Source organism: Nonomuraea sp. NPDC003560, assembly GCF_042878785.1.
Lineage (GTDB): Bacteria > Actinomycetota > Actinomycetes > Streptosporangiales > Streptosporangiaceae > Nonomuraea.
Window position 1 is genome coordinate 1 of the sequence record NZ_JBIAOF010000017.1, and the last position, 26,359, is coordinate 26,359.

At 69.2% G+C, this 26,359-nt stretch carries 19 protein-coding genes and 1 pseudogene; 7 read left to right on the forward strand and 13 right to left on the reverse strand.

Annotation, left to right across the window (positions count from 1 at the left end):
- Both ACFYUV_RS45605 and ACFYUV_RS45610 read left to right on the forward strand, forming a co-directional pair.
- Positions 1-149 (forward strand): annotated as a pseudogene (locus ACFYUV_RS45605) (IS5/IS1182 family transposase); the annotation flags it as partial.
- A 255-nt stretch (positions 150-404) separates the two neighbouring features.
- Positions 405-1,274 (forward strand): aldolase, encoded by an 870-nt coding sequence (locus tag ACFYUV_RS45610; protein WP_387681009.1) that lies wholly within the window; start codon positions 405-407, stop codon positions 1,272-1,274.
- A gap of 141 nt (positions 1,275-1,415) precedes the next feature.
- Here the strand turns inward: ACFYUV_RS45610 and ACFYUV_RS45615 are convergent, their stop codons facing one another.
- From ACFYUV_RS45615 to ACFYUV_RS45665, 11 genes are all read right to left on the reverse strand, one after another.
- Positions 1,416-2,507, reverse strand: a complete 1,092-nt coding sequence (locus ACFYUV_RS45615) for a hypothetical protein (protein ID WP_387681011.1) — start codon at positions 2,505-2,507, stop codon at positions 1,416-1,418.
- A gap of 32 nt (positions 2,508-2,539) precedes the next feature.
- On the reverse strand, positions 2,540-3,766 hold the full coding sequence (locus tag ACFYUV_RS45620; RefSeq protein WP_387681014.1) for an MFS transporter: 1,227 nt from the start codon (positions 3,764-3,766) through the stop codon (positions 2,540-2,542).
- Between the two features lie 58 nt (positions 3,767-3,824).
- Positions 3,825-4,490 carry a pyridoxamine 5'-phosphate oxidase family protein gene (locus ACFYUV_RS45625; protein ID WP_387681016.1) on the reverse strand — a complete coding sequence of 222 codons (666 nt, stop codon included), beginning with the start codon at positions 4,488-4,490 and terminating at the stop codon, positions 3,825-3,827.
- A 31-nt stretch (positions 4,491-4,521) separates the two neighbouring features.
- Positions 4,522-5,877, reverse strand: a complete 1,356-nt coding sequence (locus ACFYUV_RS45630) for a DUF6002 family protein (protein WP_387681018.1) — start codon at positions 5,875-5,877, stop codon at positions 4,522-4,524.
- A gap of 43 nt (positions 5,878-5,920) precedes the next feature.
- Positions 5,921-7,393, reverse strand: coding sequence for an FAD/NAD(P)-binding protein (locus ACFYUV_RS45635; protein ID WP_387681021.1), 1,473 nt, complete (start codon positions 7,391-7,393; stop codon positions 5,921-5,923).
- Positions 7,394-7,486: 93 nt separating this feature from the next.
- Positions 7,487-8,383, reverse strand: coding sequence for a phytanoyl-CoA dioxygenase family protein (locus ACFYUV_RS45640; RefSeq protein ID WP_387681024.1), 897 nt, complete (start codon positions 8,381-8,383; stop codon positions 7,487-7,489).
- Positions 8,384-8,993: 610 nt separating this feature from the next.
- Complete coding sequence (locus ACFYUV_RS45645) at positions 8,994-9,761, reverse strand: urease accessory protein UreD (protein WP_387681026.1); 768 nt, start codon at positions 9,759-9,761, stop codon at positions 8,994-8,996.
- A gap of 53 nt (positions 9,762-9,814) precedes the next feature.
- A complete protein-coding gene (gene ureG / locus ACFYUV_RS45650; protein WP_387681028.1) occupies positions 9,815-10,492 on the reverse strand; it encodes an urease accessory protein UreG in 678 nt (225 codons plus the stop codon).
- Positions 10,493-10,533: 41 nt separating this feature from the next.
- Positions 10,534-11,208, reverse strand: coding sequence for an urease accessory protein UreF (locus ACFYUV_RS45655; RefSeq protein ID WP_387681031.1), 675 nt, complete (start codon positions 11,206-11,208; stop codon positions 10,534-10,536).
- 34 nt (positions 11,209-11,242) lie between these two features.
- Positions 11,243-13,018 (reverse strand): urease subunit alpha, encoded by a 1,776-nt coding sequence (locus ACFYUV_RS45660; protein ID WP_387681034.1) that lies wholly within the window; start codon positions 13,016-13,018, stop codon positions 11,243-11,245.
- Entirely contained in the window at positions 13,018-13,776 is a 759-nt protein-coding gene (locus tag ACFYUV_RS45665) for an urease subunit gamma (RefSeq protein ID WP_387681037.1), read from the reverse strand. Before ACFYUV_RS45665 ends, ACFYUV_RS45660 begins: the two co-directional genes overlap by 1 nt.
- 936 nt (positions 13,777-14,712) lie before the next feature.
- On the opposite strand from ACFYUV_RS45665, the gene ACFYUV_RS45670 reads away from it, so the two are divergent.
- Positions 14,713-20,895: an RHS repeat-associated core domain-containing protein gene (locus tag ACFYUV_RS45670; RefSeq protein ID WP_387681040.1), complete on the forward strand. Its 6,183-nt coding sequence runs from the start codon at positions 14,713-14,715 to the stop codon at positions 20,893-20,895.
- A gap of 63 nt (positions 20,896-20,958) precedes the next feature.
- Positions 20,959-21,870: a hypothetical protein gene (locus ACFYUV_RS45675; protein WP_387681043.1), complete on the forward strand. Its 912-nt coding sequence runs from the start codon at positions 20,959-20,961 to the stop codon at positions 21,868-21,870.
- A 237-nt stretch (positions 21,871-22,107) separates the two neighbouring features.
- Here the strand turns inward: ACFYUV_RS45675 and ACFYUV_RS45680 are convergent, their stop codons facing one another.
- The gene (locus ACFYUV_RS45680) at positions 22,108-22,527 is read right to left on the reverse strand and encodes a DUF4279 domain-containing protein (RefSeq protein WP_387681045.1); all 420 of its coding nucleotides are present in this window, start codon (positions 22,525-22,527) and stop codon (positions 22,108-22,110) included.
- 275 nt (positions 22,528-22,802) lie between these two features.
- Between ACFYUV_RS45680 and ACFYUV_RS45685 the strand changes: the two genes are divergently transcribed.
- Entirely contained in the window at positions 22,803-23,945 is a 1,143-nt protein-coding gene (locus ACFYUV_RS45685; protein WP_387681048.1) for a hypothetical protein, read from the forward strand.
- Positions 23,946-23,988: 43 nt separating this feature from the next.
- On the opposite strand, the gene ACFYUV_RS45690 is transcribed toward ACFYUV_RS45685, so the two are convergent.
- Entirely contained in the window at positions 23,989-24,483 is a 495-nt protein-coding gene (locus ACFYUV_RS45690) for a hypothetical protein (protein WP_387681051.1), read from the reverse strand.
- Between the two features lie 426 nt (positions 24,484-24,909).
- Between ACFYUV_RS45690 and ACFYUV_RS45695 the strand changes: the two genes are divergently transcribed.
- Both ACFYUV_RS45695 and ACFYUV_RS45700 read left to right on the forward strand, forming a co-directional pair.
- Entirely contained in the window at positions 24,910-25,293 is a 384-nt protein-coding gene (locus tag ACFYUV_RS45695) for an ArsR/SmtB family transcription factor (RefSeq protein ID WP_387681054.1), read from the forward strand.
- Positions 25,293-26,192 (forward strand): cation diffusion facilitator family transporter, encoded by a 900-nt coding sequence (locus ACFYUV_RS45700; RefSeq protein WP_387681057.1) that lies wholly within the window; start codon positions 25,293-25,295, stop codon positions 26,190-26,192. The genes ACFYUV_RS45695 and ACFYUV_RS45700 overlap by 1 nt, the downstream gene beginning before the upstream one ends.
- Positions 26,193-26,359: the final 167 nt, after the last annotated feature.

The following is a 26,359-nucleotide window of genomic DNA, read 5'->3' on the forward strand; positions in this document are numbered from 1 at the left end:
CCGACCGCTACAAAGCACGCAACGTCGTCGAACGGGCGATCAACCGGCTGAAGAACTTCCGGGCCGTGGCCACGCGCTACGACAAGCGCGCCTACATCTTCCTCGGCACCGTCACCCTGGCCGCCCTGGTCATCTGGCTCCGGACCTGATCTAAGAAACAGCTCCTAGTGCCCGGGGATGGTCAGGGAGGAGCTTCACGCCTGGGAAGTCGACCTCTTCCAGCCAGCGTGCGATCGCGACCTCCTTGCGGACGTCACTCAGGAGATCCACACTGCGAGCGATTCTCACCACCACCGGAGCCACGGGTTCCGCCGCCCAGGTGAGCGTTGACTCCCACAGCCCCGGTTGGTAATTTTGTCAGGACAAACACTATGTCCTTACAAAGTCTCCGGCGGAGGAGTGGCATGGCTGCTAGGGTGGCCGACATCGTGCGCACGCGGGTCCACAACCCCGAGGCGATCGCCGAGGCGGCGAAGCGCCGCGTGCCGGCGTCTTCCGTGGTGGGGGAGCACGGCCGTGCGATGATCATCGCAGCCGATCATCCGGCGCGCGGTGCGCTCGGCGCCGGCGGAGATGCGATGGCCATGGCCGATCGGGGCGCGCTCCTGGACCGGCTCTGCGTGGCGCTGGAACGCCCTGGGGTGACCGGAGTCATGGGCACGGCCGACATCCTGGAAGATCTGTTGCTGCTCGGCGTGCTGGACGGCAAGTCGGTGTTCGGATCGATGAACCGGACCGGCCTGGCCGGCTCGGCGTTCGAGATCGATGACCGCTTCACCGCCTACGACGCGGAGACCATCGCCGCCATGGGCTTCGACGGGGGCAAGACGCTCACCAGGATCGCGCTGGAGGACGCGGCGACGCCTTCCGTCCTGGAGAACACGGCCCGGGCCGTGAACGAACTCAGCGACCGCAAGTTGATTGCGATGGTAGAACCGTTCATCTCCCGATGGACCAACGGCAAGATCTGCAACGACCTGTCGCCGGAGGCTGTGATCCAGTCGGTCACCATCGCCTGCGCACTGGGACGGAATACCGCCTACACCTGGCTGAAGCTCCCCGCCATCGAGGACATGACCGAGGTTCTCGCGGCCTCCACCTTGCCCGTGTTGCTGCTCGGAGGCGACGGCCCCGATCCTGAGCAGGTGTTCGCCAGGTGGGAACGCGCTCTGAAGCTGCCCACCGCGTTGGGGCTGGTGCCCGGCCGGACGCTGCTCTATCCCCCCGATGGGGACGTGGCCGGCGCCGTGGACAAGGCCGTCAGTCTGTTGTGATCCAGGGGCTCCCCTGGCGCATGAGGGTCGCCCTGCGTGAGGTGGCGACGCGTTCGAGACGGCCCGTTCAGGGACACCCCTGAGCGGGCAGGCAGTTGGACAGGCAGGCTGCGGCAAGGCGGATCCAGCACGGCGGGTTCTTCAACGGTGGCTGGTTGAGGGTGCTTGGGACCGGCGCAGCCGGCCTCTCAGCTCCAGGAGGCGCGAGCAGAGCTCCGGGATGTCCCTCGCGTGCACCGAGCCCGGAAAATCGGGCAGCTCGGACCTGATCGCGAGCGAGGCCGACGTGGAGAACCTGACCTCTCCGTTCTCCTCGACGCTGACCCCGTCCTGCTGCGCCCACGCGCGGTTCAAGGCGATGGCCTGCGCCGGCGGCATGCCCGGGGGCAGCTCCAAGGTGAGGCTCCGCTCGTGGATGCGGACAGGGTAACCACCCGGCAGCCCCAGCGGACCCGGCAGGCTGGTTCGCACTTCGCGCCCGATGACGAGGTCCGCCAGCAGCAGCGCGGTGACGTGGCCGGTCACCGCGTTCAACTCGGACCGGTCCGCGGCGCGCTGACGCCGGAGCAGCGGGCCGACCTCGCGGACCGGCGTCCCGTCCAGCCAGGCCAGCGCGTCGTCGGCGGCGTCGTCGGGGGTGTGCAGGTGCCAGTGATGTCCCAGGACCTGAAGGCGTTCCCCGCGGGCCGGGCGGAGCGACTCCCGCAGCGAGGCGGCGAGCAACGCCACGTTGCCCACACCGCAGAAGATCGGCAGTCCGAGCGCCTTGAGCAGCGGGTTCACCGCGTCGGGGAAGCAGGCGTTGAGGAAGAGGGGGCGGGGGGCCAGGGCGGTGATCGCCGACGCCGCCTCGATGGCCACGGCCGCCTGCAGCGGAAGGGTGAGCCCGAAGCCCGCTCTGGTGGTCAGCGCGGTCCACGCCGAGGGCGAACGGGTCCTCTCCCAGGGAGACTGGTACGAGGCACAGTTCAGCACGATGCGCGGACGGGACTGCCGCAGGATCGAGGAAATGGACTCGGTCGTGTACCGGTCCACCGACAGGGCACGGAACCGTACCGGCGTGCCGCTCGACGCCGCCCGGACATCCGCGACATAACACACCTCCGCCGAGTTCTGCGGCGTCGTCGACACGACGGTCACGACGCATTTCGTGGCACAAAGGATCGCCAGGGAGTAGCAGATCGAACGGGCCAGCGAGCCGCTGCCCAGGATCACGATGCCGGGCTCGGCCATCACGTCACCTTCCGGCTGTGTCGTGGTAGAGATCACGAGGTTCTCCGCTCCCGATAGCTCATGACGATGCCGGCGCCGACGAGCCCGAGCACGCTCAGAACCGTCAGGGCGGTCCCGTACCCGCCGGTGCTCTGCACGAGGTAGCCGGTCAGCGCGGGGCCGAGGGCGGAGCCCGCGCCGAGCGCGGTGAACAGGAGGCCGAGCAACCTGCCAAGGCGTGCCAGGCCGAACTGGTCGGCGAGCACGATGGGCAGGAGAGCGCTGTAGCCGCCGTACATGGCGCCGTGGATGATGGCGAACGCCAGCAATCCGCCGTAGCCCCGCGCGGTCGTCCACACCAGCAGGCCCAAGCCGATGCCCACGTGACAGATCTTGAAGAGGGTGAGCGATCCCAACCGGTCGGTGAGGGCGGTGATCATCAGACGGCCCGCAATGCTGCTGATGCCGATGGCCGAGACCAGGGCCGCGGCAGCCAGAGCGCTGATGCCCAGGCGCTGCGCGGAAGGAGCAAGGTGGGCGAACGGGACGTAGTTGGCCATGCAGACGAGCAGCGACGCCATGTAGAGGGTACGGAATCCACGGGTGGGCGGCCGTTGCGCGGCTACCGGGGAGTCCGGCGCCTGTGGTGGCCGGCCGACGAGGATGGCGGCCAGCAGCAGCAGAGCCGCCCCGCCGACGGCGTAGTACTCGTAGGCGTGCCGCCAGCCGAAGTGGCTCACCATCCAGGCTGACAGCGGCGAGCTGACGACCGTGCCGATCCCCACGCCCGTGACCACGCTGCCGGTGGCAACCCCTCGGTAGCGGTCGAACCAGCGGCCGGTGGCGGTGACCACCGGAACGTACACGCACCCGACCCCCAGCCCGATACCGAGCCCGTAGGCCAGGTACGCCTGCCAGAGAGCGTCCGAGATCGCGGTGAGGTAGAGGCCGAGCCCCAGGCAGGACGCGCCGATGAGCAGCATCACGCGCGGCCCCGTCCGGTCCGCGACGGGGCCGGTGACGGCGCTCAGGCCGAAACCCAGCAAGGTCGTGATCGAGAAGACCACGGACGCCGCGCCGTCACCGGCGTGGAAGGCATGAGCCATCGGCCCGAAGAACTGCCCATAGCTGTACGCCAGCCCGTAGACCACGGACGCCGCGAGCGTCGCCCCCGCCGCCGCCAGCCACGCGCGGCGCGAGTCGCGAATGCTCGCGGCGGGAGCGGGCACGAGCGGACGTCCTGCCCCGACCGCGGCCGGTGGCGTTTCGGGCATCGACATGGTCACTCACCTGCGCTTTCTGGAACCCTGCTGAGATGGCGGAGGGCGGGCACGCTGCTCACATCCGGCGTAGGCGGATGTGGTCCGGCACCGGCAGCCCGTCGGGCACCCGCGCTTCAGGACGCGGGACGCCGAAGGACGTGCGTATCGGCAACAGGCCGGCCCACTTGTCCAGGTCGACGTCGTCGCCGTGATCATTGGGCGGCGCGTCGCGGATCTTGACGGACGCCTCGGCCAGGTCCAGCGTCATGACGGCGACCCGGGCCAGCACCTTGCGGTCCGGTTCGTGCCCGTAGTCCCAGGCACCCGGTGCGAGATGCTCGGCCACGACACGCATGCCGTGCCGCTTCTCCTCCTCCTCGCGCAGGAGCCGTCCGGTTCCGTGAACGACGGCCGAGCGGTAGTTCACCGAGTTGTGGTACACCGAACGTGCGTAGACGATGGCATCGAGATGGGTCACGGTCACGCAGACCGGTGCTCCGGCGGCGAGGACGCGGGCGCTGCGGGCGCCGGCCGATGCGTGCAGATAAAGCGTGTCGCCCTCGCGGCCGTACACGCTGGGCAGCACGACCGGTCCCCCGTCGGCGACGAACCCCAGGTGGCAGACGAGCCCGGCGTCCAGCACGTCGTACAGAACCTGACGGTCGGCCGCGGCCCGCTCGCTGTAGCGGCGTACGGTGCTGCGTTCCGTCGGTGACAGCGGGCCATGCCCGGCACTGGTCATGTCAGCCTTTCTCCTGTTCCGCCGGAGGCGCTCACAACACGGCCTCGGCGATGTCCTGCGCCGAGCGGACCTCCATGACCTGGGACCGTTCCGGCATCAGGCCCGGTTTGGCGAGGTACATGCCAGAGCCGTGCAGCACCACGCCGTCGAAGCCGCTGACCAGGCCCCTGTCCAGGCTGTTGAGCACGCCGGTGAGTCCCATGACCAGTGACCACTCGGCCAGGTGGCGGGGGTCGGCGGGCAAGGGCCGGTCGCTGGCTTGGAAGTGGTGTCGTACGGTGCCATAGCGCTGGACGCATTCCAGCAGCGACACCACGACGGCCGAGCCTCCGTGCTCGGCGATCAACGCGGTCATCTCCGGCGCGGTGGGCGGATTGCGGGTGTAGAAGGTGGGTTCCAGATTCTCCTGCGGATTCCAGGTCACCTGGGGGAAATGCGGGAAGTCCCGCTGCTCGTACACCTCGTCATCGGCGCGGCGCTTCCAGTCCGGCTGCGGATCGTGGCCCTGGGTCTCGGTCAGATAGTGGCGGACCATGTCGCTCGTCGCCAGATGCTGGACCAGGAGGAATCCCGGCTGCGGGTGCGTGATGCCCAACGCGGCCATGGTGTCGATGCCGTGCTGGTAGCCGAGCAGGCCGTACGCGCTGGAGACGGCATGCGCGTGCAGGAGCCGCCGGTCGGGCCGGGCGTCACCGAATTCGTACTCGTAGAAGGCGCGGCAGGCGTCGGCCACCTTGTAGTTCGCGATGTCGAGGGAGTACCAGACCCTCTCCCCGGCGCTGCCGGCCGCGGCTTCGGCGAACGACCGACCGAGGTTCTTGACGTCGCCGGCCTCGGGCCCGTCGTAGACGAGAATCGGGTTGCGGGCCCGCAGTTCATCGGACTCGGTGAGGACGTTGCGCCGGAACTTGTACAACGTGGCCGCCGGCGTCAGCGTGACGATGCGTAGTTTGTCGGGGCTGGCCAGCTTCAGCTCCAAGGCCCGGGCCACGGCGTCCCGCAGGGCGATGGCCTTGTTCCCCGACGACGGGGTGAACAGGAGGACTGATTCGCCGGTCCGATCGATGTGTTGCACCGCCCGGGCCACCATCAACAGCGACGCCGTGGTCTTGGTCGTACGGGTTCCCGGATTCTTCATCAGATCCAGCAGGATCAGACTCCGGCCGGCGTAACTGCCCAGCGGAGCCAGCGAGGCGCCGGCGACCGCGAAATACTCCTCCCACGCGTCGGTGAGCACCGGATAGGAGAAGTCCGGGGCAAAGCCGGCGGATCGGGTCGGCGTGCAGCGCCGCGAGGCCTCCCGCACGCCGTTGTAATAGCGGGTGATGACGCTCTCGGAGTCGGTGGTCTTGATTTTGGCCGCGAAACTGCGCGCGCCCTGGTCCATGAAGTCGCACCTTTCACTCAGAAGGGAAGGCGTGCAGGAGGAGCTAGCAATGGCGCAGGAGTTGATCGGCGACGATGCGGGCTTGCCGGCCGATGATGAGCATGGAACTGGTGTAGTAATGGGTGCCCGCCGTCAGCTGCCCCAAGGCGAACAGGTTCCGGTTCTCGCTCCCGTCCGCTGCGAGGACTCTGTTGGTGTACCGGGCCACGTCCAGGCCTCCCAGGGCGTGCCGCCGCGCCACGCCGGCTTCAACCAGGTCCTCGATCAGCGAAGTCGCCGTGTCAGGGATGGCCGCGGCGGCCGGACGTGTCGTGTTGACCACGATGTCGGCCTCGATCTCGCCCACAGAGGTCGGGGCGAGAAAGGCGGGACGCGGCAAGACACCGGACCTGATCCCGCGGACACCGCGTACAACCTGCAGTTGTCCCGCCCCGGCGGCCGCCTGCAGCCGGATGGCGGACTCCTGAGGCATCGGACTCAACAGGGTGATGAACTTCCGGTGCCAGCGGGTGAGGAAGCGGCGCCGTTCCGCGTCGGGCATGGCGTGCCAGATGAGCTCCACCGACTCGTGCATCGCCTGGATGATGACCGGCTGCCAGAGTGCGCCGCCGTCGCGAGCCTGCCCGAGCTGGCGGCGCAGCCGGCGGGCGGCCGACTCGCCCGGGGTGACCTCGGCGCAGGCGCGGTCCAGGCTCGTCCCGGCCTCCTGCAATTCGCGGTCGAGCAGCGCCAGCAGCCGCTCTCCTGTCATGACCGGGTCGGCCGTCAGGGCGACGTGAACGGCGGTGCGGGAGAGGTACCGCAGTTCAGGCGCGGTGGCGACGGTGCGCACGGTCGGCAGCAGCCCGTTCCTCGACGCCATGGTAACGCGGCCTCGATGGCCGTTCTCCAGCAGGAACAGCACGGTGTCGACGGCGGTCAGGCCCGTCCCCAGCACCAGGACATGGGCCTTGGGCGGCACGGCGGCCAATCGGGCGTTCAGCGGGTAGGGGTCGTTGACATAGCCCGGCGACCGCGTCAGCCGGTACACATCGACCGGCCCCCCGGTGCCCACGCACAGCACGACGCGATCCAGGTCGCCGAAGCGCCGCCCGTCCTCGGTGAACGCGTGGAAGCCGGCCGGCCCCTCACGCAGCCGCGTCACCGACGAGCCCACCGTGCGCACGCTCCTCCCGCGTCCGGCCAGCTGATCGGTGATGCCAGTCGCCACCTCGGCGAGATACTCGCCGAAGAGTCGGCGGGGCAGGAACGCCGTCGGGGATGCCGCACGTCCTTGCAGGCCACCCCGTTCCTGCACCCATCGCAGGAAGTGTCCTGGTGTATCCGGCAGTACGGACATGCGCTCAGCCGAGACGTTCAGCAGCGCGACGTCGGAGTCGGGGAGATAAGCCCGGCCTGGCCCGACGTTCTTCGCCGGCTCGAACACCGTGACGTCGAGGTCCGGCAGGCGGTCGCGGGTGAGCGCGGCCAGCAACGCGACGGCCGCGCCACCGCCCCCGATGATTCCCAGCTTCATGTCGTCCTCTTCATGCGCGGAGGTACGGCCGACGGAACTCCGGGCAGCACTGACCGTCAGCGCGCCCCCGTTCCCTGGAGTCGAGCCGTGTCCTTAGCGCCGTGTGACGTTCCGCTGCTGGGTGACGAACAGACTGGTGTAATCACCGCCGGACCAGTCCGGTGGAAGAAGGCACGGGCGAGGGTCGTGCACCGCCCACCGCGCCGGCTCCCCGCGTACGATCTCGCCGGCATGGCTGCTGGGCAGCGGGTTCGCGGTGTAAGGCATGGAGTTGGCCGCGCTGTAGACGTTGAGCAGGAGCGGCCGGCCGAGGTCCGACTCGTTCTTGGCCGAGCAGTGCAGGGTGCGGCAGTTGTGAATGGTCACCGACCCGGCCGGCCCGGGGAGATGGACCGCTCGGTCGGCCGGCAGCGCGGCGGCGTCGAAGTCGCTCAGCGCCCCTGTCCAGACGCCGTCGGCGCCGTAAAGGTCGTAGAGCTCGCCTTCATGACTGCCCGGAATCACTCCGAGCGGCGCCTGATCCGCGGAACAGTCGTACAAATAGGTGCCGAAGGTCAGCGAACTGTAGTTGGTGTGCGGCCAGAACTGCACGTCCTGATGCCACTTCACCTCGGCGCCGCCGCGAGGCCACTTGAAGTTCAACTTGGAATGATGGAACTTCACGTCCGGGCCCACCAGGTCGGCCGCGATGTCGGCGAGCACCGAGTCCCGTGCGAAGCGCCAGTACTCCGGGTGCTGGTCTACCGGGCTGGTCACGCGCCGTAGCCGAGGGGTTTGGGCGGAGTGCCCCGGTTCGATGTCGAATACCGCGTCGGAGCGGTCGATCGGCCGGCTGCGCTCGATCATTTCCTCGGTCGCCGTTCGGAGCCGCGTGAGCCATTCGGTGGAGATCACCTCTTCCAGAAGCAGATAGCCGTTGCTGAAGTAGAACTCCCGCTGCTCGTTCGTCAGGATTTTGGGCGTGATGCGGCGGACCTCGTCGACCAGCACGTCTGTTCTCCTCGATCAGAGCTACGAACTCAGGACCTGAATACATCGGTATGTCCTTACATAAGGACAACGTATTGTCCGCATTCGGCTTTGTCCAGTGCTGTTTTGATCGATTTGCACGGTGACCCATGCGTGCGCGAGCAGGGGGTCCTCCCCATCGACGCCAGAGCGGCCAGGGTTTACGCCGCCGCCGCCGTCCCCCTTCAACACCGCGGCCGGGCCCCAACCCGTCGTCGCCGGCACAGCAGCCTCGGCGCCACCGTACGAGCCGTCCCGCCCCCGGCCATGAGCCGGCCCCCCTGGCCGGGTTGATGTACCAGCACATCCAGGACGGCGTCTTGCACCAGCGCTCGCCGCCGGAAGCCATCCACGCCCATCGACGGCTTCAGGCCGCATCAGATCTGCACGCATCGGTAGGCGGTGTCGGCTGCCCGTACATGGGCCATGCCGGTGGATCGCGATCGCGTTCCGCACGCACTCGCCCGCTGCGCCGCGGTTTTCCATCGATTCCACGAATGGGTGCAAGACGTCACCGCCGGGCGGGAGTGGGCCCGGGGTTCGCATGGCGCGAGCGGTCGCTCCGGAGGGTGGCGGCGAGGTCGTGGGGCGGTCACTCGGTGGGGTGGGCCGCGTCCAGGAGGCGGCGCAGGTGCAGGCTGTCCGGGGCCAGGGCGGTGATCAGGCTGGCGGGGCCGGCCAGCGGGGTCAGTACGGCTTGACCCGCTGTGGGGTCGTCGCCGAACAGCCGGACCTGGGACGGTTGGCGTTCCAGGTCGGGGTCGACGATGAGGATCTGGCCGGCGGCGCGGTGACTGGCCAGGATCGCCGGACCGTCCCAGCCGGGGGCGCCCGGGCCGTAGGCGGTCTGCTGGTCCAGCAGGAGGTGTCCATTGCGGTGGACGATGAGGCGGATGGCCAGCCGGCCCGGAGGCTCGCCGAAGCGTCCGAGGACCTGTTCCTCGCGCAGGACGAGGCGCGCGGTGGCGGCCAGGTCGATGGTGCAGGTCTGGCGCAGGTTGCTGCCGGCGGCGGAGATCAGCGGCTGGGGCAGCCAGTGCAGGCTGGCTCCGTCGGCCACGGTCAGGTGCACGTCGTAGGTGGCGGGCTCGGGGGTGGGGCCGCGCAGGGCGATCGCGGCTGAGGCGGTGGTGACGTGAAGGTGGGCGCCGGGTTCGGCGGTGGCCTCGACGCGCAGCCGGTCGCCGCCGAGAGGGGCGTTCATGGCGCCGAGCACGCACACCCGTGCCTGGTCGCCGTGCGAGTGAATGCGGCGCAGGTGGAACGGGCCGTCGCCGGCCAGGGCGGACAGTACGGTGCGCTCCCCGGCGCGGGTCGCCGTGACGCGGGCGGTGGCGCGCACGCCCGGCACAGCCGGCACGGCCGCCACACCTCGCACGCCCGGCGCGCCCGGTACGGCGTGGGACGCGAGGGTCATGCGGGGCCCGGGGCGCGGGCCGCCAGGCGGTGCAGGACCCAGTCCACCACGGGCCGGACGCCGTCTTCGGTCTTCAGGGCGGTGAAGGCGACGGGCAGCTCGCCGCGCTGCGTCCTGGCGTCGCGGGCCATGGCTTCCAGGTCGGCGCCGACGTACGGTGCGAGGTCGGTCTTGTTGATGACGAGCAGGTCGGAGGTGGTCAGGCCGGGCCCGCCCTTGCGGGGGATGTCGTCGCCGCCGGCGACGTCGATGACGAAGATCTGCGCGTCGACCAGGCCCTTGGAGAATGTCGCGGTGAGGTTGTCGCCGCCCGACTCGATGAGGATCAGGTCGAGCGGGCCGAGCTGTTCTTCCAGGTCCTCGACGGCTTGGAGGTTGGCGGAGATGTCGTCACGGATGGCGGTGTGCGGGCAGGCGCCGGTCTGCACCGCCTTGATGCGCTCGGCGGGCAGTACGGCCTCACGCAGCAGGAACTCGGCGTCCTCGCGGGTGTAGATGTCGTTGGTGACCACCGCGATGGACAGTTCCTGGCGCAGTGCGCGGCACAGGGCGGCGACGGTGGCGGTCTTGCCGGAGCCCACCGGTCCGCCCAGGCCGATGCGCAGCGCGCCGCGGCGGCCGCCGGGGTCATGGCCCTGGCCTGCGGAGACGTCGTGGTCATGGTGGAGGTGCATGGCGCTCCCGTGGTCGGACGACAGGCGTTCGTACAGGTGGGTCAGGAGGCGAACAGGCGGGCCGAGCGGGTCACGTGCTGTTCGGCGGTGATGTCGAGCAGCGGCGCCGAGGCGGCCGGCAGCGCCGCGACACCGTCGGCGTGGACGCGGCCCGCCGCCTCAGCGGCCTGCCGCGCGACGTGGTCGAGGTCGGCGGCGAGACGGGCCAGGACCGCCGTGGCGTCGAAGGGGTCCAGGCTCAGCAGGCGGACGGTCGCGGCGGCCGGGCCGCTGACGCTCTCGTAGGCCGCCGCGCAGGCGGCGTCGTACGGGCTCAGCCCTGCGGCGCGGGCGGCCACTCCGAGCACCACGGGCTGATGGACGCCGCGCGGACGGGCAGCGGCCAGGGCGTCGAGTTCGGCGCAGGGCCAGACGGCTCGGGCGGCGCGCAGCAGTTGCCGTCCGAGCGTGCGCGCCACCCGCCGCAGGGCCGGAGAGGGCGTGCGAGCGTCGGCGGCCTCCTCCAGCAGCAGCGGGTCCAACCCGGCGGCGGCCGCGGCCGCGAGCCCGGCCGCGGTCAGCCCGCTGGTGTGCAGCCTGCCTCGGCAGAACGCCTCCAGGCCGGCCGCGTCACGCACGCGTCCGGCGGCGACGGCCGCCTCGGCGCCGCCGGAATGAGCGTGCCCGCCGGCCGGGAACCGGCCGTCGGCCAGGACGAGCAGCGTGGCACGGCTCATCGGCGTGACTCACCTTCCTCAGTGAGATGACGGGTCAGAACAGGAAGTAGAGCTGCGCCATCGGCAGTTCGGTGGGGGGCTCGTGGTAGTCGATGCGCCGGCCGTCGATCCGCACCTCGTAGCCGTTGGGGTCGACGTCGATGACGGGGGTGGCGTCGTTTCGGCGCATGTCCTGTTTGAACACCCTGCGGGTGTTGCGGATGGGCGTGAACGACTTGTCCACCTCGACCCGGCCGGGCAGGCCGGCCGCGATCGCCTGTTCGCTGACGAAGTTGACGGAGTTGGCGCCGGGGGCTCGGCCCGTCGCGCCCCACATCGGGCGGGGCAGGATCGGCTGTGGGGTGGTGATGGCGCCGTTGGCGTCGCCGACCTGTGCGTACGCGATCTGGCCGCCCTTGATCACCCGGTGCGGCTTGACGCCGAAGAATTTCGGCTCCCACAGCACCAGGTCGGCCAGCTTGCCCACCTCGACCGAGCCGATCTCGTGGTCGATGCCGTGCGCGACGGCCGGGTTGATGGTGTATTTGGCGACGTAGCGGCGGGCGCGGTGGTTGTCGGTCTCGTCGGCGCCGCCCCGGTCGCCGTCCAGCGGTCCGCGCCGCTGCTTCATCACGTGCGCGGTCTGCCAGGTTCTCGTGATCATCTCGCCGATGCGTCCCATCGCCTGGGCGTCGGACGACATGATCGAAATGGCGCCCAGGTCGTGCAGGAGGTCTTCGGCGGCCATCGTGGCGGGCCGGATGCGCGACTCGGCGAAGGCCCGGTCCTCGGGCACCTGCGGGTTGAGGTGGTGGGCGATCAGCACCATGTCCAGGTGCTCCGGGACCGTGTTGTGCGTGTAGGGGCGGGTGGGGTTCGTGGAGGCGGGCAGCACGTTGGGCAGTCCCGCCATTCTGATCATGTCGGGGGCGTGGCCGCCGCCGGCGCCCTCGATGTGGAAGACGTGGAGGGGTTGATCGCCGATGGCCGCGATGGTGTCCTCGACGGTGCCGGCCTCGTTCAGGGTGTCGGCGTGCAGGGCCAGCTGTACGCCGGTCGCCCGGCACACCTCCAGACACCGGCGCAGGACCGCCGGGGTGGCACCCCAGTCTTCGTGGATCTTGAAGCCGAGGATGCCGGCCTTGACCTGGTTGTGAAGGGATTCGGTGGACATCGTGCTGCCCTTGCCGAGCAGCCCGATGTTGACCGGGAAGGCGTCCAGCGCCTTGAACAGCCGGTCGAGGTGCCAGGCGCCGGGCGTGACGGTGGTGGCGGTCGTGCCGTCGGCGGGGCCGGTCCCGCCGCCGATCAGCGTGGTGACGCCGGAGGCGAGCGCCTCCTGGATCTGCTCGGGGCAGATGAAGTGCACGTGGGTGTCGACGCCGCCCGCGGTGAGGATCTTGCCGTTGCCCGAGATGACCTCGGTCTCGGGGCCGATCAGGAAGTCGGTGGCGACTGGATGCCCGTCGTGCAGCCGGTCCATGGTCTCGTCGTTGTAGGCCTTGCCCAGCGCGGCGATGCGTCCGTCGCGAATGGCGACGTCTGCCTTGACCACGCCCCAGTGGTCCAGGATGAGAGCACCGGTGATGACGGTGTCGGGCGGTTTCGGGGCACCGGGGGTCGCGCTGTCGCGTGGCGCGAGTGACTGCCCCATCGACTCCCGGACCACCTTGCCACCGCCGAAGAGGATCTCGTTGCCGCTGCGGCCAGGACCGCCGGCCCAGTCCTCGGTGATCTCGATCCACAGATCGGTGTCGGCCAGGCGGACACAATCCCCCGTCGTCGGGCCGAACCGGTCGGCGTACTGTTCGCGCGTGAGGGGCTCGGACATCAGAGGTTGCCTCCGACCTTGCCGTTCAGGCCCGCGACGTGGCGCCGGCCCTCGATGGGCACCAGCTCCACGTCCTGGGGCATGTTGGGGGCGAAGCGCACCGAGCCGCCGGCGGGGATGTTCAGCCGCTTGCCGTAGGCGGCGTCACGGTCGGGGTGGATGTCGAGGCGGGAGTTGACCTCGTAGAAGTGGTAGTGGGAGCCGACCTGGATGTGACGGTCGTCGGTGTTGGTGACCCGTACGGTCGTGATCGGGCGGCCGTCGTTGAAGCTCACACACCCCTGGGAGGAGAAGTCGATCGCGCCGGGAGGGCCCTGCCTCCCTGGCCCGGCCACGCAGGCCGACGGCCCGGGGTCGGGTGGGCACGGCGGGGGCTCGGGGTCGGGTGGGCACGGCTGCGGCAGAGCCCCGCACGGCGACGGGGCCGGGTCGGATGGGCACGGCAGGGTGGTCGCCAACGGGATCGGCTCGCGGAGGGTGACCATTTTGGTGCCGTCGGGGAAGGTGGCCTCGATCTGAAGGTCGGCGATCATCTCGGCGACGCCTGGCATGACTTCGTGCGGCATGAGCACCGGCGGCTGCTGCTTCGCCATGAGGTCCGCGACGGTTCTGCCGGCGCGCGCCTCTTCGAGGACCCAGGAGGTCAGGATGGCAACCGCCTCCGGGTAGTTGAGCTTCACTCGCCCTCTGCGCTTGTGGGCCACGTCCGCGGCCACGTGGATCATCAGCCGTTCTTGTTCATGCAGGGTCAGGTGCACCCTCTCACCTCGGTTTCGCTTCTGCCCCCAGGCCCTTGCCTTCGGGGCCGACGGTGCGGATCGACCGGTATGGCCGATGCTGGGCCCATATCGCTGTCCGCTCTTGCGCCGAGAGGTTGCCCCCTTCGCGGATGCGCCCGAAACACGCGCCGTGAAGGGGTTCTGTGGTCACCGCCCGGTTGCGTGCCGAGCGTAACTAATTCGACACTCTGCGCGATATGGCCTGAAGGGGAAGGGTGCCTCGCGCCGAAGCCACACCGACACCTCGCCCTGCTGACCGACATGACCAGCTCCGTCCCGGCCACCACACCGCGTTCGCACCGCGACCGACCGCGAGCCCGCCCGAGCGAGCGCCGCCGTCACGGTGGAGCCGACGCAGTGATCGACGAGGCCGGCGCGGACGGCGAAAGGAAAGCGATGCCGTCGCATCGGGCCCGGCAGGACCGAGAATGCCACCGGCTGCCGGTCAGTTCGCGCGGAACAGCCAGCCCATGCGCGGGCCCGAAATATCAGCGATGTCGATTTCTATTTCAGCAGAGAGACGCGTACTGACCCGTGCCGCCGTCCAGCAAGTACCCGACACATCCATTCCACTGATTCCCCGAAGCCATTCTCCTGGCCAATGACGTGGAGGAATCTCACCGAGGAGCGTTCCACCGCCACAACCGAGCGCAACGGCCTCATGACGTCAATATGACATAGATCACATGGGCCGACAGGGCGCCCTGCCGAGGGACAGGCCAAGCATGTTGATCAGCTCAAATGTCGGCTCTTCTCCCGTCCCCGTCACTCTCGGTTCAAAAATGACGTCAGCTTTACGGGTTGACCCTTTCTGTAGATCTCTTCAACATCATCCGTGAACCTTATATCCGCCTTATGACGTAACGGCCCGCCCATCGGAACGGGCCCGCGTCAGCGTGCCTGAAAGGTGTCAGGATGCAGGGTTGGCGTTCTTGGAAGCGGGCGATCGTCGCATTACTGGTCGCCCTGACCATGGTGGCCTTCGATGTCAAGGTGCCGCTCGTATTGAGCCAGGAGGCATCGGCGGCCGTCTCGGGCCCCGAATCCGAACCGTCGGTCAAGGGTCACCCGGTGCCCGTCCCGAAGGTGGCCGAAGGCGCGGAGGAGGATCAGCCGAGAGTCAAACGATCCGATCCCGTCTGGCCACGCCCCGGCCACGGCGAGGCAGCGCTCACCGGCAAGGCGGTCCAGGTCGGAGACCTGCCGGTCGCCGTGGCTGCGACGAAGAAGACGACCTCGGGCAAGGTGCGCGTCGAGACGCTGCCCGCCGACGCCGTCAACCGACTCGGCGGCGTCGGCATAGCCGCCAGGGTGACCCGCGTCGAGGGAGCAGGGGCCGTACGGGCGGAATTCTCCTACGCGAGCTTCCGCGACGCCTTCGGCGGCAACTTCGACACCAGGCTCGGCCTGCTCAGGCTGCCGGCGTGCGCGGTGACCGTCCCGCGTCCCCGCGACTGCGTCGTGCGCCCGCAGCCGGTGACGGCGCACAACGACCTGGCCGCCGGCAAGCTGATCGCCGATGTCCAGCCCGACCCGGCCACCGGGGAGAGCCTGCCCGTCGCGGTGGCGCCGAGCAGCCGTCCCAAGGCAGCCGAACTGGCCGGGAAAGCGTTCCGGACGGGCTCCGTGTACGTGCTCGCCGCTGGAGTCGCGGGCGCGGACGGCAACTTCGGCGCAACCGACCTCAAGCCGTCGGGCAGTTGGCAGGCCGGCACCTCTGGCGGCGGCTTCGACTACAGCCTGCCGTTGCCCGAAGCCCCCTCCCCTGCGGGCAACGGCCCTGAGCTGTCCCTCCGCTACGACTCCTCCTCCGTGGACGGGCAGGGCCGCTGGACCAACAACCAGTCAGGCACGGTCGGCGTGGGCTGGGACCTGAACGCCGGATTCATCGAGCGCAAGTACCGTCGCTGCTACGTCGACAACTTCTACCATCCGGAAACGGCCGAGCTGATCTGGACCGCCGACGAGATGGGCGTGGGCGGCAGGGCGGTGTGCTGGGAATCGCCCGACGCCAACGACAATGACCCCACGACGACCGACATGAGCGGATCCGAGCTGGTCATCAACGTCGGCGGGCGGTCCGCCGCCATCGTCAAGGACACCTCGGGCGGCTGGAAGACCGTTCCCGAGCTGGGGTTCAAGATCGAGCAGCTGACGGGTGGCGCGGACAGCCAGCCCTATTGGCAGGTGACGAGTCAGGACGGCACAGTCTCCAGATTCGGGTACCGCAAGGACGCCCAATGGCAGCTCCCGTACGTGGGCAACGACGTCGGCGAGCCCTGCTACGACCGCTACTACAACGACGCCATCCCACCGACCTGCACCGGGGTGTGGCGCTGGAATCTCGACAGGGAGACCGACCGCAACGAGAACGTGGTCGACTACTCCTACACCCGTGAGACCAACTACTTCTGCCTGCCCTCCTGCGCTCACGAGGCCTACCGGGTGCTGCCGTACGACAGCGGCGGCATGCTGGCCAAGGTCGAGTGGGGCCACAACTCCCAGCTGGCCGGTACGACGCCGACCTCCCGGACGGTCTTCACCACGGCGGCGAGAGACGGCGGCGACGTGCCGACCGACCTGCAGTGCGCCGCCCCCACGTCCTGCGACAACGGCGCGATCGCCTTCTTCTCCACCCGCAAGCTCACCTCCGTGACGGCCGAGTCGGCCAACCCCGCGACCGGCGGATGGGATCCGGTCGAACGGCTGGACCTGCGCCAGACCTGGATGTACACGAGGACGGACTTCGGTCCGCCACGCGATCCCGTCATGTGGCTGGACACCGCGCAGCAGACCGGGCTGGCCGCGAGCCCCGCGATCACGCTGCCGCCCTTGGACTTCGACGCCGCCATGCTGGCCGGCCGCATGGATTACGACGACATGTCGGACTGGACGGACCTGCTGTCGTGGCGGATGGTCCCCCACATGAGCGGTTTCGCCAACGGCATGGGCGGCCGCACCGAGGTCACGTACGGCCAGGCCGATCCCTGCTCCGGCGGGAAGGGCCGGGACGGCACCGACTACTTCGCCGACAAGACGGGTGACTGCTTCCAGGTCGACTACAGCATCGAGGGCAACGAGAGCTGGGCCCGCTTCTACAAGCACCTGGCGACCAAGGTCGTCGAGCGCGACCTGGTCGGCGGCTCACCCGACATCACCCACTCCTACGAATACCTGGGCGGCCCGGGCTGGGTGGGCCCCACCGAGTACGCGGAGCCGGGGCTCAAACCAGCCTCCTCCGACTGGCGCGGATACGGCCAGGTGCGCACGATCACCGGATCGGGCTCCGACCCTGACGGCTACACGGTCACGTCCGAGACGTTCCTGCGGGGTATGGGCACGCTCGTCCCCGACTTCGACGGCGGGACCATCCTGGACGCCTGGCCGCTGATGGGGCAGACGCTCCAGCGGCAGACCTGGAAGATGACCGCGACCAGCCCGCGGGCCTACGCCGAGGTCGAGTCGACACGCTGGGAGTACCTGCTCAAGGCCAACGGTGACGTCCCAGGCGCGCTGGACCCGTACTTCGTCCTGCGGGTGCGCGAGCGCACCAGGGAGAAGGCGGCCGGCGGAAGCTGGCGCTACAGCGACACCAAGACTCTGCACAACGCCGACGGTCTGCCCATCAAGATCAACTCTTACGGGCAGGACGGCGTGTCGACCGACAACTCATGCACGTCCATCTCGTATGCGCGCAACACCGACGGCGGCCAGTGGTTGATCGGGTTCGTCTCGGTCGTCGAGAAGCGCACGGGAGACGACTGCGCCGCGGGCACCCTCGTCGGGAAGACCGTCACCTTGTACGACAACGGCACCGACCCGGCGACGAACAAGCCCAGCGACGGCAACGCCACCGAGACCCGCGCCTACGCCGACACGAGCACGGTCTCGGCAGGCAAGGCTTCCTTCGACGAGTACGGCAGGCAGACCGAGGTGGTGGACCCGCTGGGCAAGCGCACCACCACCACCTACAACCCCACGACGGGCTGGCCCTCGAACGGCGTCGTCACCACGAACCCGCTCAACCATCAGGTCCAGGCCACGACCTCGCGTCTGCACGGCGAAATCGTGTCGATCGTCGACGCCAACGGCAAGAAGTCCGAGCTCGACTACGACGCCCTCGGCCGCGCTGTCGCGATGTGGGCCCCTGGGCAGCCGCGCTCGGGAGGGACTCCGACGGCGACCGCGGCCTACGACATCCCCTCCAGCGGCGGACTGAGCCAGCCGACCGCACCGATCAGGACCACGCTCAAGCGGCTGCTCACGGGGACGGGTTCGGCCGCGAAGACGGTGACCACCTACAGCTATGAGGACGGACTCGGGCGGACCCGGGAGGCGCAGGCCACCTCCCCCTCCGGCGGCCGGGCCGTGGTCGTCACCACCTATGACGCCAGGGGCCTGCCACTGGCCAAGACCGAGCCGGTGCACAACACCGCTGCGCCCGGCTCCGGCCTGCTCAACCCCACCCTGACGAACGCGGCCCAGTGGACCAAGACCCTCTACGACGGGCTTGAGCGCCCGGTCGCGATCATCTCGTACCACCTCGCCCAGGAGTTACGCCGTACCACCACCGCCTATCCCGGTGCGGACAGGACCGAGACCGTTCCCCCGGTCGGCGGCAAGACCGTTACCGTCACCGACGTCTTCGACCGGACCACGAAGATCGAGGAGTGGAAGGACGGCTCCTCCCACCAGGACACCGTCTACACCTACGACGTCAACGACAACCTGCTGACGATGACGGACGCCAAGGGAAGCGTCCGCACGTTCACCTACGACTGGCTCAAGCGGCAGACCGTCGCCGCGGACCCGGACGCGGGGCGCACGACCACCGGATACGACCTGGCAGGCAGAGTCGCGTGGAAGACCGACGCGACGGGTCAGAAGATCTCCATCGGCTACGACGACCTGGGCCGGGTCACCACCCAATGGAGCGGCGAGGCGGGCACGGGCGCCAAGCTCGCCGAGTGGAGTTACGACTCCGTCGCCAAGGGACAGCCCGCCTCCTCCACCCGCTACGTCGGCGGCCAGCCCTACACCCAGAGCGTCACCGCCTACGACGACAACTACCGCCCCACCGGCAACAAGATCAGTATCCCCGCCGTCGAGGGCACGCTGGCCGGAGACTACGCGTTCACCTCGGTCTACGACGCCGCGGGCAACCTGCGCCAGCAGGGCATGCCGGCCGCAGGCGGACTGCCGGCGGAGACCCTCACCTACACGTACACCGACTACGGCCTGGCCAAGGGCCTCAGCTCCGACCTCGGCGGGTTCACCTACGTCAAGGACACCCTCTACTCGGCAACCGGGAAGCTCGCCGAGCGTCAGTTCGGCACGACCGGCAAGATCAGGCGCACGCTCGAACACGACGCCACAACCGGGTGGCTCAGCCGGGTGACCACCACAGCCAAGGCGGACACGGCAACGCCCGAGACCGTTCAGGACGACAGGTTCGGCTACAACGTCGCCGGCCAGCTCAACCGCATCCAGGATGCCCGGCAGGGCCAGTCGGAGTGCTTCACCTACGATGAGTTGCTCCGTCTGTCGGCGGCCTTCACCACGACCGCGGCCGACTGCGGCGGCGGGGGCGACGGCCTGGGGCCTGATCCGTACGACCAGAGCTACACCTACGACGCCGCCGGCAACCTCGCCACGCTGACCAGCAACGGGCAGGCGGCCACCTACACCTACCCGGCCGCGGGCGCCGGTGCGACGCGGCCGAACGCGGTCACCTCCATCAGCCGCCCAAGCGGCACGGACACCTACACCTACGACGCCGCCGGCCGGCTGTCCTCCAGAACGGTGGGCGGCAAGCAGGGCACGTTCGACTGGGACGAGCTCGGCCACCTGTCCAAGGTGACCATCGACGGCCAGCAGACCTCGATGGTCTACGACGCCGACGGTGAGCGGCTGATCCGGCGCGATGCAGGCGGCGCCGCGACGCTCTACCTCGGCGTCATGGAGCTCAAGCTGTCGGGCGGGCAGGTGACCGGCACGCGGTACTACGCCACCGCCGACGGCACGACGGTCGCACTGCGGACGGGCGGCACGGTCACCTGGCTGATGGCCGGGCTGAACAACAGTCAGCAGCTTGCCGTCGGCGACGCCGACGGCGCGGTCGCACGCCAGCGCTACCTGCCGTTCGGCGGCAGGCGCGGTGGTGACGCCCTGCCCTTCACCGACCGCGGCTTCCTCGGCAAGACCGAGGACGCCAGCGGGCTGGTCTACCTGTCGGCCCGCTACTACGACCCCGGAATCGCCAAGTTCATCAGCACCGACCCGGTGCTGAGCCTGCAAGCGCCGGACTGGGCGAACCCCTACAGCTATGCCGCCAACAACCCCATCACGCTGTCCGACCCCGACGGACTCAAGCCGCGGCGCGCCGCGAAGACGGCGGACGGCGACAAGCCATGGAAGTACAACGCCTCCAGGCACAACCGTGCGGTCGACGTGGCGGCGCTGCTGATCAAGTGGATGGCGCTGCTCGGCTACCCGTCCGGGAAGATCGTGCTGGAGTACCACATTCCCGGCGCCAAGAAGCTCGGCACCGACGGCAAGGCCGACATCGCCCTGATCACGGAGGACGCGATCTACCTGTGGGAGGTGAAGCGCAACACGGTCGCCGCCCAGGGGCAGAACGAACTCGCGATCTACATCAAGGCGCTCAAGGCGCTGCCGAACCAGACCGGCGGACGCAATGTCCTGCCCGGCTTCGACCTCCTGCTCCCCGTGCCCAACTACGTCAAGGAGACCAACGAGATCGTCATCGCCTACTCCAACGCCGCGAAGTGGGGCAAGAACTCGGGAGTGATCGAATACTGGGTGACCAAGAGCCGCGGACCCCAGCAGGTGCCCGTGGTGTCTCCCAAGACCCAGCCACAGCCCGTGCCGTTCCCGACGCCGCACTTGATGCCGCACGTGGGCGATCCGGGCTACACGCTTGAGGACCTGCGTCGTAACGCGGAGAACAGGCCCAAGGGCTTGCCCGCTCTGCCGCCGCAGTTGCAGGGCACGCTCACGGGGGCAGCCATCCTCGGAGGCATCGCCCTGTCCATCCTGAGCTTCGGCCTCTACCAGCCGCCGGGACTGGCCTACTGAGATGACGCGGCCCGCCGGAACCTCCGGCGGGCCGCTAGGCTGAATGGCTCCGAAGGAGGGACAGTGTCGCTCGGTTCCAACAGGTTGTCGGCTGAACTCGTCGTCCATGCGAAGTCGGACGACCACCGTGCCGGCCTGGCATCGGACTGGCTGTCGGGCGCGCTGGCGGATTTCGCCCCGGACCTGGCGTCGCTGCTGGCCCGCAGCCCCCGGATGAACCCCGCCGCCCTCGACGACGAGACGGGCCGCACGCCCTCCGGAGAGCCGGGCGGGTTGTGGGCGCAGTTCCGCGTCAAACCCGCGCTCTCACGCCCGTTCTCCGAGACCATGCCTTACTCCGAGCAGAGCCTGCGCGCGGTCGCCCGTGCGCTCCAACGACGCCCCCACATGGTCGAGTACATCGTCACCCCACTCGACGAGCGAGGGTTCCCCGGCAACGGCACTGTTTGGATCAACGTGTCCGCTCCTGCCGGGGAAGCCGAGCCGTGGCTCAAACTCAGGGTGGAGCAGGTGCCGCGTTCCGGTGACCGGCATCCGCCTGACGTCCAGCAGCGCTGGGCGGAGGCGCTGAAGCGACGGGCCGCCGTCACCGGCGCCTGTTATGGCCATGTCACTGACGACTGCCTCACCGACGAGACGCCCTTGGAGACCGCGCTCGGCGCCCTGGACGCCGTCACCGTCCCCCGCTGCGAACTCGAACTGCGCGGCTATTCCTGGGTCACGGTGTGCGCGGGCGCGCCGGCAGCGCGGCTGGGCGGACCGACGGCTCTGGCAGCGACGGGCGCCTTCGACGAGGTCTCCGAGTTGCCCGGCGGCGCACTGTTCCTGCGGGCCACCCCGACCCTGGACGACTATGACGAGGCTGCGATCGAGCGGGTGTTCCACGCGCTCCGGCCCGTCCTCATCAAGGGGAAGGTACGGCGCGTGTTCGGGATGGACCATCTCAGGCTGCACTTTCCCACCGGCCAGGAGTGAGCTCATCAGGAGCACAAGCCGAGCGGACAAGACATATCCCTCCGACGCCCACTGCCTCTACCTGCGCCGCCGCAGGACCCGCCGCACCATCCCCGAACCGCGCGACCAGCGTGCCGACCGCCGCCGGCGCGGCTCTGCCGGGCGCCGATGTCGCCGGGTGGTGAAGGTTACGCGTTCCGTTGCCTTGGCTCAGGGCTTCACCACGTCCGCCATTCGGCAGTGACATCCGCGTGGCGATCAAGCTCGCTCTGGCGGAAGCATGAGGTATTGATCGACTTCAACGCCGGCCCGCGCCGCCGCCAGCCAGCGGATGAGGTCCGCGTCCATCGAGATGCCCTTCTCCCGGGGCTCCTCAGCGTCGCGGAACTCCTGCACCACGATCAACGTCGTCTCCCAGCCCTGGCCGCGGGCAAGATCGCGCAACGTGTGCGCGCCCCGGTCGCCCCACGCCGCCAGCCTGCCGAACACCTCGGGCAACCGGTCCGCCCCCACCTGCCGGCCCAGTGCGAGGGTCCATGAACTGAACCCGTACGGCGTGCCCGTTCTCGGGGACGGGCGGCCGTGCCGGGTGGACTCGTCGGGTGCGATGCCGAGCGCCCGAGTCACCGATTCGGGGTCGCCGTCATCGGCGACAAGGCGCAGGTACACGTTGAACATGCGCTACTTCCACTTGCACGTCGACTTGAATCGCGATCGTACCGCTCTCGCAACTCCTGCTCGGGTGGACTGCGGCAACTGAGTGAGCGCACCACGCCATTCTGTTCATTAGCGGAAATGTAGGTAGCGCTGGTAGCGTCCCCCAGCGCGGGCCGTCATACATGCGACGGCGTACTTTCAGTCATCGAATCGAACCTTGTTCAGCGCCTGCGCTTCCATCAAAAGTCTTGCCGGCCAGGAATATCCGGCATCGAACCGCTCATCAAGGACGCCAAATGGCCGATACATCGAACTACGCGCAGGTTCAACGCAGCCGTCGTCCCAAGCGTTCGCGCCGCACCGCGCTTACCGCAGCGGTCGCGAGCGGAGTAGCCGTCGCGGCAATAGTCACCGTCACAACCCATGTTCTGTCCAAGCCGGAAACCTCCTCAACCGGCAGCGGAACCGCATCCGTCAGCTCAGCACGAGCCTCGGCGCCTGAACCCATCGAGAAACTGTGGCCCGCAGCAGTGCACGAAGTGCCGGCCAAATTACCCGACGGCAGAAAAGTCCGGCCGCGACTGATGATGGACACCACCAAGATTCTTCTGACCGCCGAAGCCGGCTTCGAGAAGGCGAACGGCCTCTACACCTACGACGTGCACAGCGGCGAGGTGGCCGAACTCGCCGACATCACCCTCCCCGCCGGCACCACCCTCTTCCCCGACGGCTTCACCGCAGGCCAAGGCCGGGTCGCCTGGTGGACCGCACACGGCGCCGCCGACAAGCGAACCGCCGACATCTGGACCGTCCCGACGACCGGCGGCAAGCCGCAGCTCGTCACCTCCGCTCCCCTGCCGCCCGCCTCATCGGCCGGCTTCGTCACCGGGATCGCCATCACCCCTGACCGCCTGGCCTGGTCAGCCGGGAACGAAGGCGTCTTCACCGTCGACGTCAACGGCGGGCAACCGCAGCGCGTAGACGGCGCGCAGGGACAGCACATCCTGAGCTGGCCCTGGGTCGGATCACCCGGGACGTTCGGCGGCAACGAAGCCCCCTTCCAGTCCGTCATGAACATCGAGACCGGCGAGAAGCGCGCCCGGACCGCCTTGCAGCCAGGCAGCCCGGTGGCCTGCGGCATCACCCTCTGCGTCACGCACCCCGGCCGATCCGCGGCGGCGCAGGTCCAGGACCGGGACGGGCGAGCACGGCAAGAGATGGACGTGACGGGAGTCGCGCCACAGCCTCTCCAGCAGGACCGGTTCCTGTCCGCCCAGCTGCCCGATCGTGCGATCGTCCACGACGTGCGGTCAGGCGTGTCCGCCGAGATCCGCGGCATCGACACCCGGACCCGCTACCGCGCCCCGGCCGGCAGCAACATCGCCCTCTTCAGCCGCGGCGACAAGTTCCTGGTCGTCGACCTCACTGCCATTCACTGACCACTCTTCCCGCCATTGCGGTAGCGCGGGCCCTGTCGTGCGATCAACCCGAGGCGCACAACCTGTTGAACTCCGCGACGTCCGTATTGATATCCGCGATCACCTGGTTGGGGTCGCCGCCGGTCATGCCCGTCAGGCGGAAGCTCAGTTCCTGGAACTCCGCGGCCAGCCGCCTGATCTTCGCCCCCACCGCGCCCTGCGCGTTGAGGGCTGCGCCCATCAAGTCGCTGTACGTCTGCTGAGCCGCGGCCGCCTGACCGCTTGGGCTGGTTCCGGCATCCCTGCGGTAGGCGGTCAGGGCCGCCGCCGTCTCGTCGCAGCCGACGGTCCGGACCTTCAGCGGCGGTGGAGGGGATTCCTGGACGGCTTGCGTGTGACTCGCTGGTTGGGACGTGCTGGACTCAGGCGGTGAGTCCACCGGCGATGGTGAGTGCGGGGTGACGACCTGACCCGTTGGGGATGGAGCCGGGGACGGACTGGAACCCACTGTGCCGGGCGAGGTCTTGAGCGGCATCAGGTAGGCGAAGAGCGCGACCACGGCTGCGATGGAACCCGCCAGAGCGCTCACTGCCGTCCAGTTCAGGCGCGAGCCTGCTCCCCCGCCGCCCGCCCCCGCTGATCCGCTTCCGGTCATGTTCTGATGGTGGCCGAGCCGCCGCACTCGGTCCAGGACGACTCCCACAGATGTTCTTGATCTGCAGACAGCACCGGCACCGGTTGCACTCTGGCCGCGGACCATCCCGACCGGACGGCCACTAACCGCCACTCCTTCCCTGTTGGAGGGCCGGGCTCAGCCGACCGGGGTGATGCCGTCGCTGCTCGGCGAATTGCTGCCCAGCCGGCCTGCGCGCACTGAACGACGGGCTCCCCTGGTACGGCTGTTGCCTCGCTCGCGCGTTGTTGACATTCGCCGCATAGGCGACAGAATACACATATGAACAGTTCTTCAGCTGAGAATGTGTTGATGGTGGACGGTTGTGCCGTCAAGGTGGTGGATGCCGACCGGGTGTCCGCGGTGTGCGAGCGCATGCCCGCTGCCGAGGACCTCACCGACACGGCGGACATCTTCGGCCTGCTGTCCGACCCCAACCGGCTGAAGCTGCTGGTCGCCCTGCTGGACGGCGAGCTGTGCGTGTGCGACCTGGCGGCGGTGACCGGGCAGAGCGAGTCTGCGGTCTCCCACGCGCTGCGTCTGCTGCGTGCCCATCGCATCGTGGCCGCCCGCCGCTCGGGCCGGATGGCGTACTACCGGCTGGAGGATCCGCACGTCCGGATGCTGCTGGACCTGGCGCTGGCCCATACCGAGCACACCGAGGCCATCCACCCGGAGCGGGAGGGCGAGGGCTGATGGGCGTGGGTCACGGGCACGGGCACGCCGGGGCCCGGCACCGCTGGCGGCTGGCGGTCTCGTTCGTCCTGATCGGTGCATTCTTCCTGGTCGAGCTGGCCTACGGGCTGATCTCCGGGTCGCTGGCCCTGATGTCGGACGCCGGGCACATGGCCGCCGACGTCGTCACGCTCGGCGCGGCGCTGGTCGCCACCAGGATCGCCGCTCGCCCCGACACCACCGGCCGGCGCAGCTACGGCTCCTACCGGGCCGAGGTGTTCGCCTCGCTGCTGGCCGTGGTCCTCATGCTGGGCGTCGCCGTCTATGTGGTCGCCGAGGCGATCGGCAGGATCGGCGGCCCGGCCGAGGTGTCCTCAGGGCCGATGCTCGTCGTGGGCGCGCTCGGGCTGGCGGTCAACCTGATCGCCCTGTTCCTGCTGCGGTCCGGCGCCAGTGAGAGCCTCAACGTCAAGGGCGCGTACCTGGAGGTGGTGGCCGACACGGCGGGCTCGGTCGGCGTCATCGCGGCGGGGTGGCTGATCACGGCGACCGGTCAGGTGTTCTGGGACACGGTCATCGCGCTGGCCATCGGCGTGTTCGTCGCCGTGCGTGCGATCTCGCTCGGCCGGCAGGTGTTCGCGGTGCTCGGCCAGCACGTGCCCGAGGGCATGGACGCCTCCGTCGTGGCGGCCGACCTGGCGGCCATCGAGGGCGTGCGCGACGTGCACGACCTGCACCTGTGGACGCTGACCTCCGGCATGAACGTGGCCACCGCCCACCTCGTCACGGGCGACCAGAGCGACAATCACTCCGTCCTCGATCAGGCCCGTGACCTGCTGCGCACCCGTCATGGCGTCGCGCACGCGACCCTGCAGGTGGAGCCGGACGGCCACATCGGCTGCGACGAGGTCGGCTGGTAGCCGGCTACCTGGCCGGCCGTCCGGTAGAGCAAGGTCAGGCGGGGTTCGAGCACCCACCTGAACATGCCGCGGGTCTGCGGCAGGCACAGCACGATGGTCAGGGCGCCGAGCGGGCCGAAGAGCCAGGGCAGGACAGCCATCCCTGGTCCTTGGCGATGAGCACGACG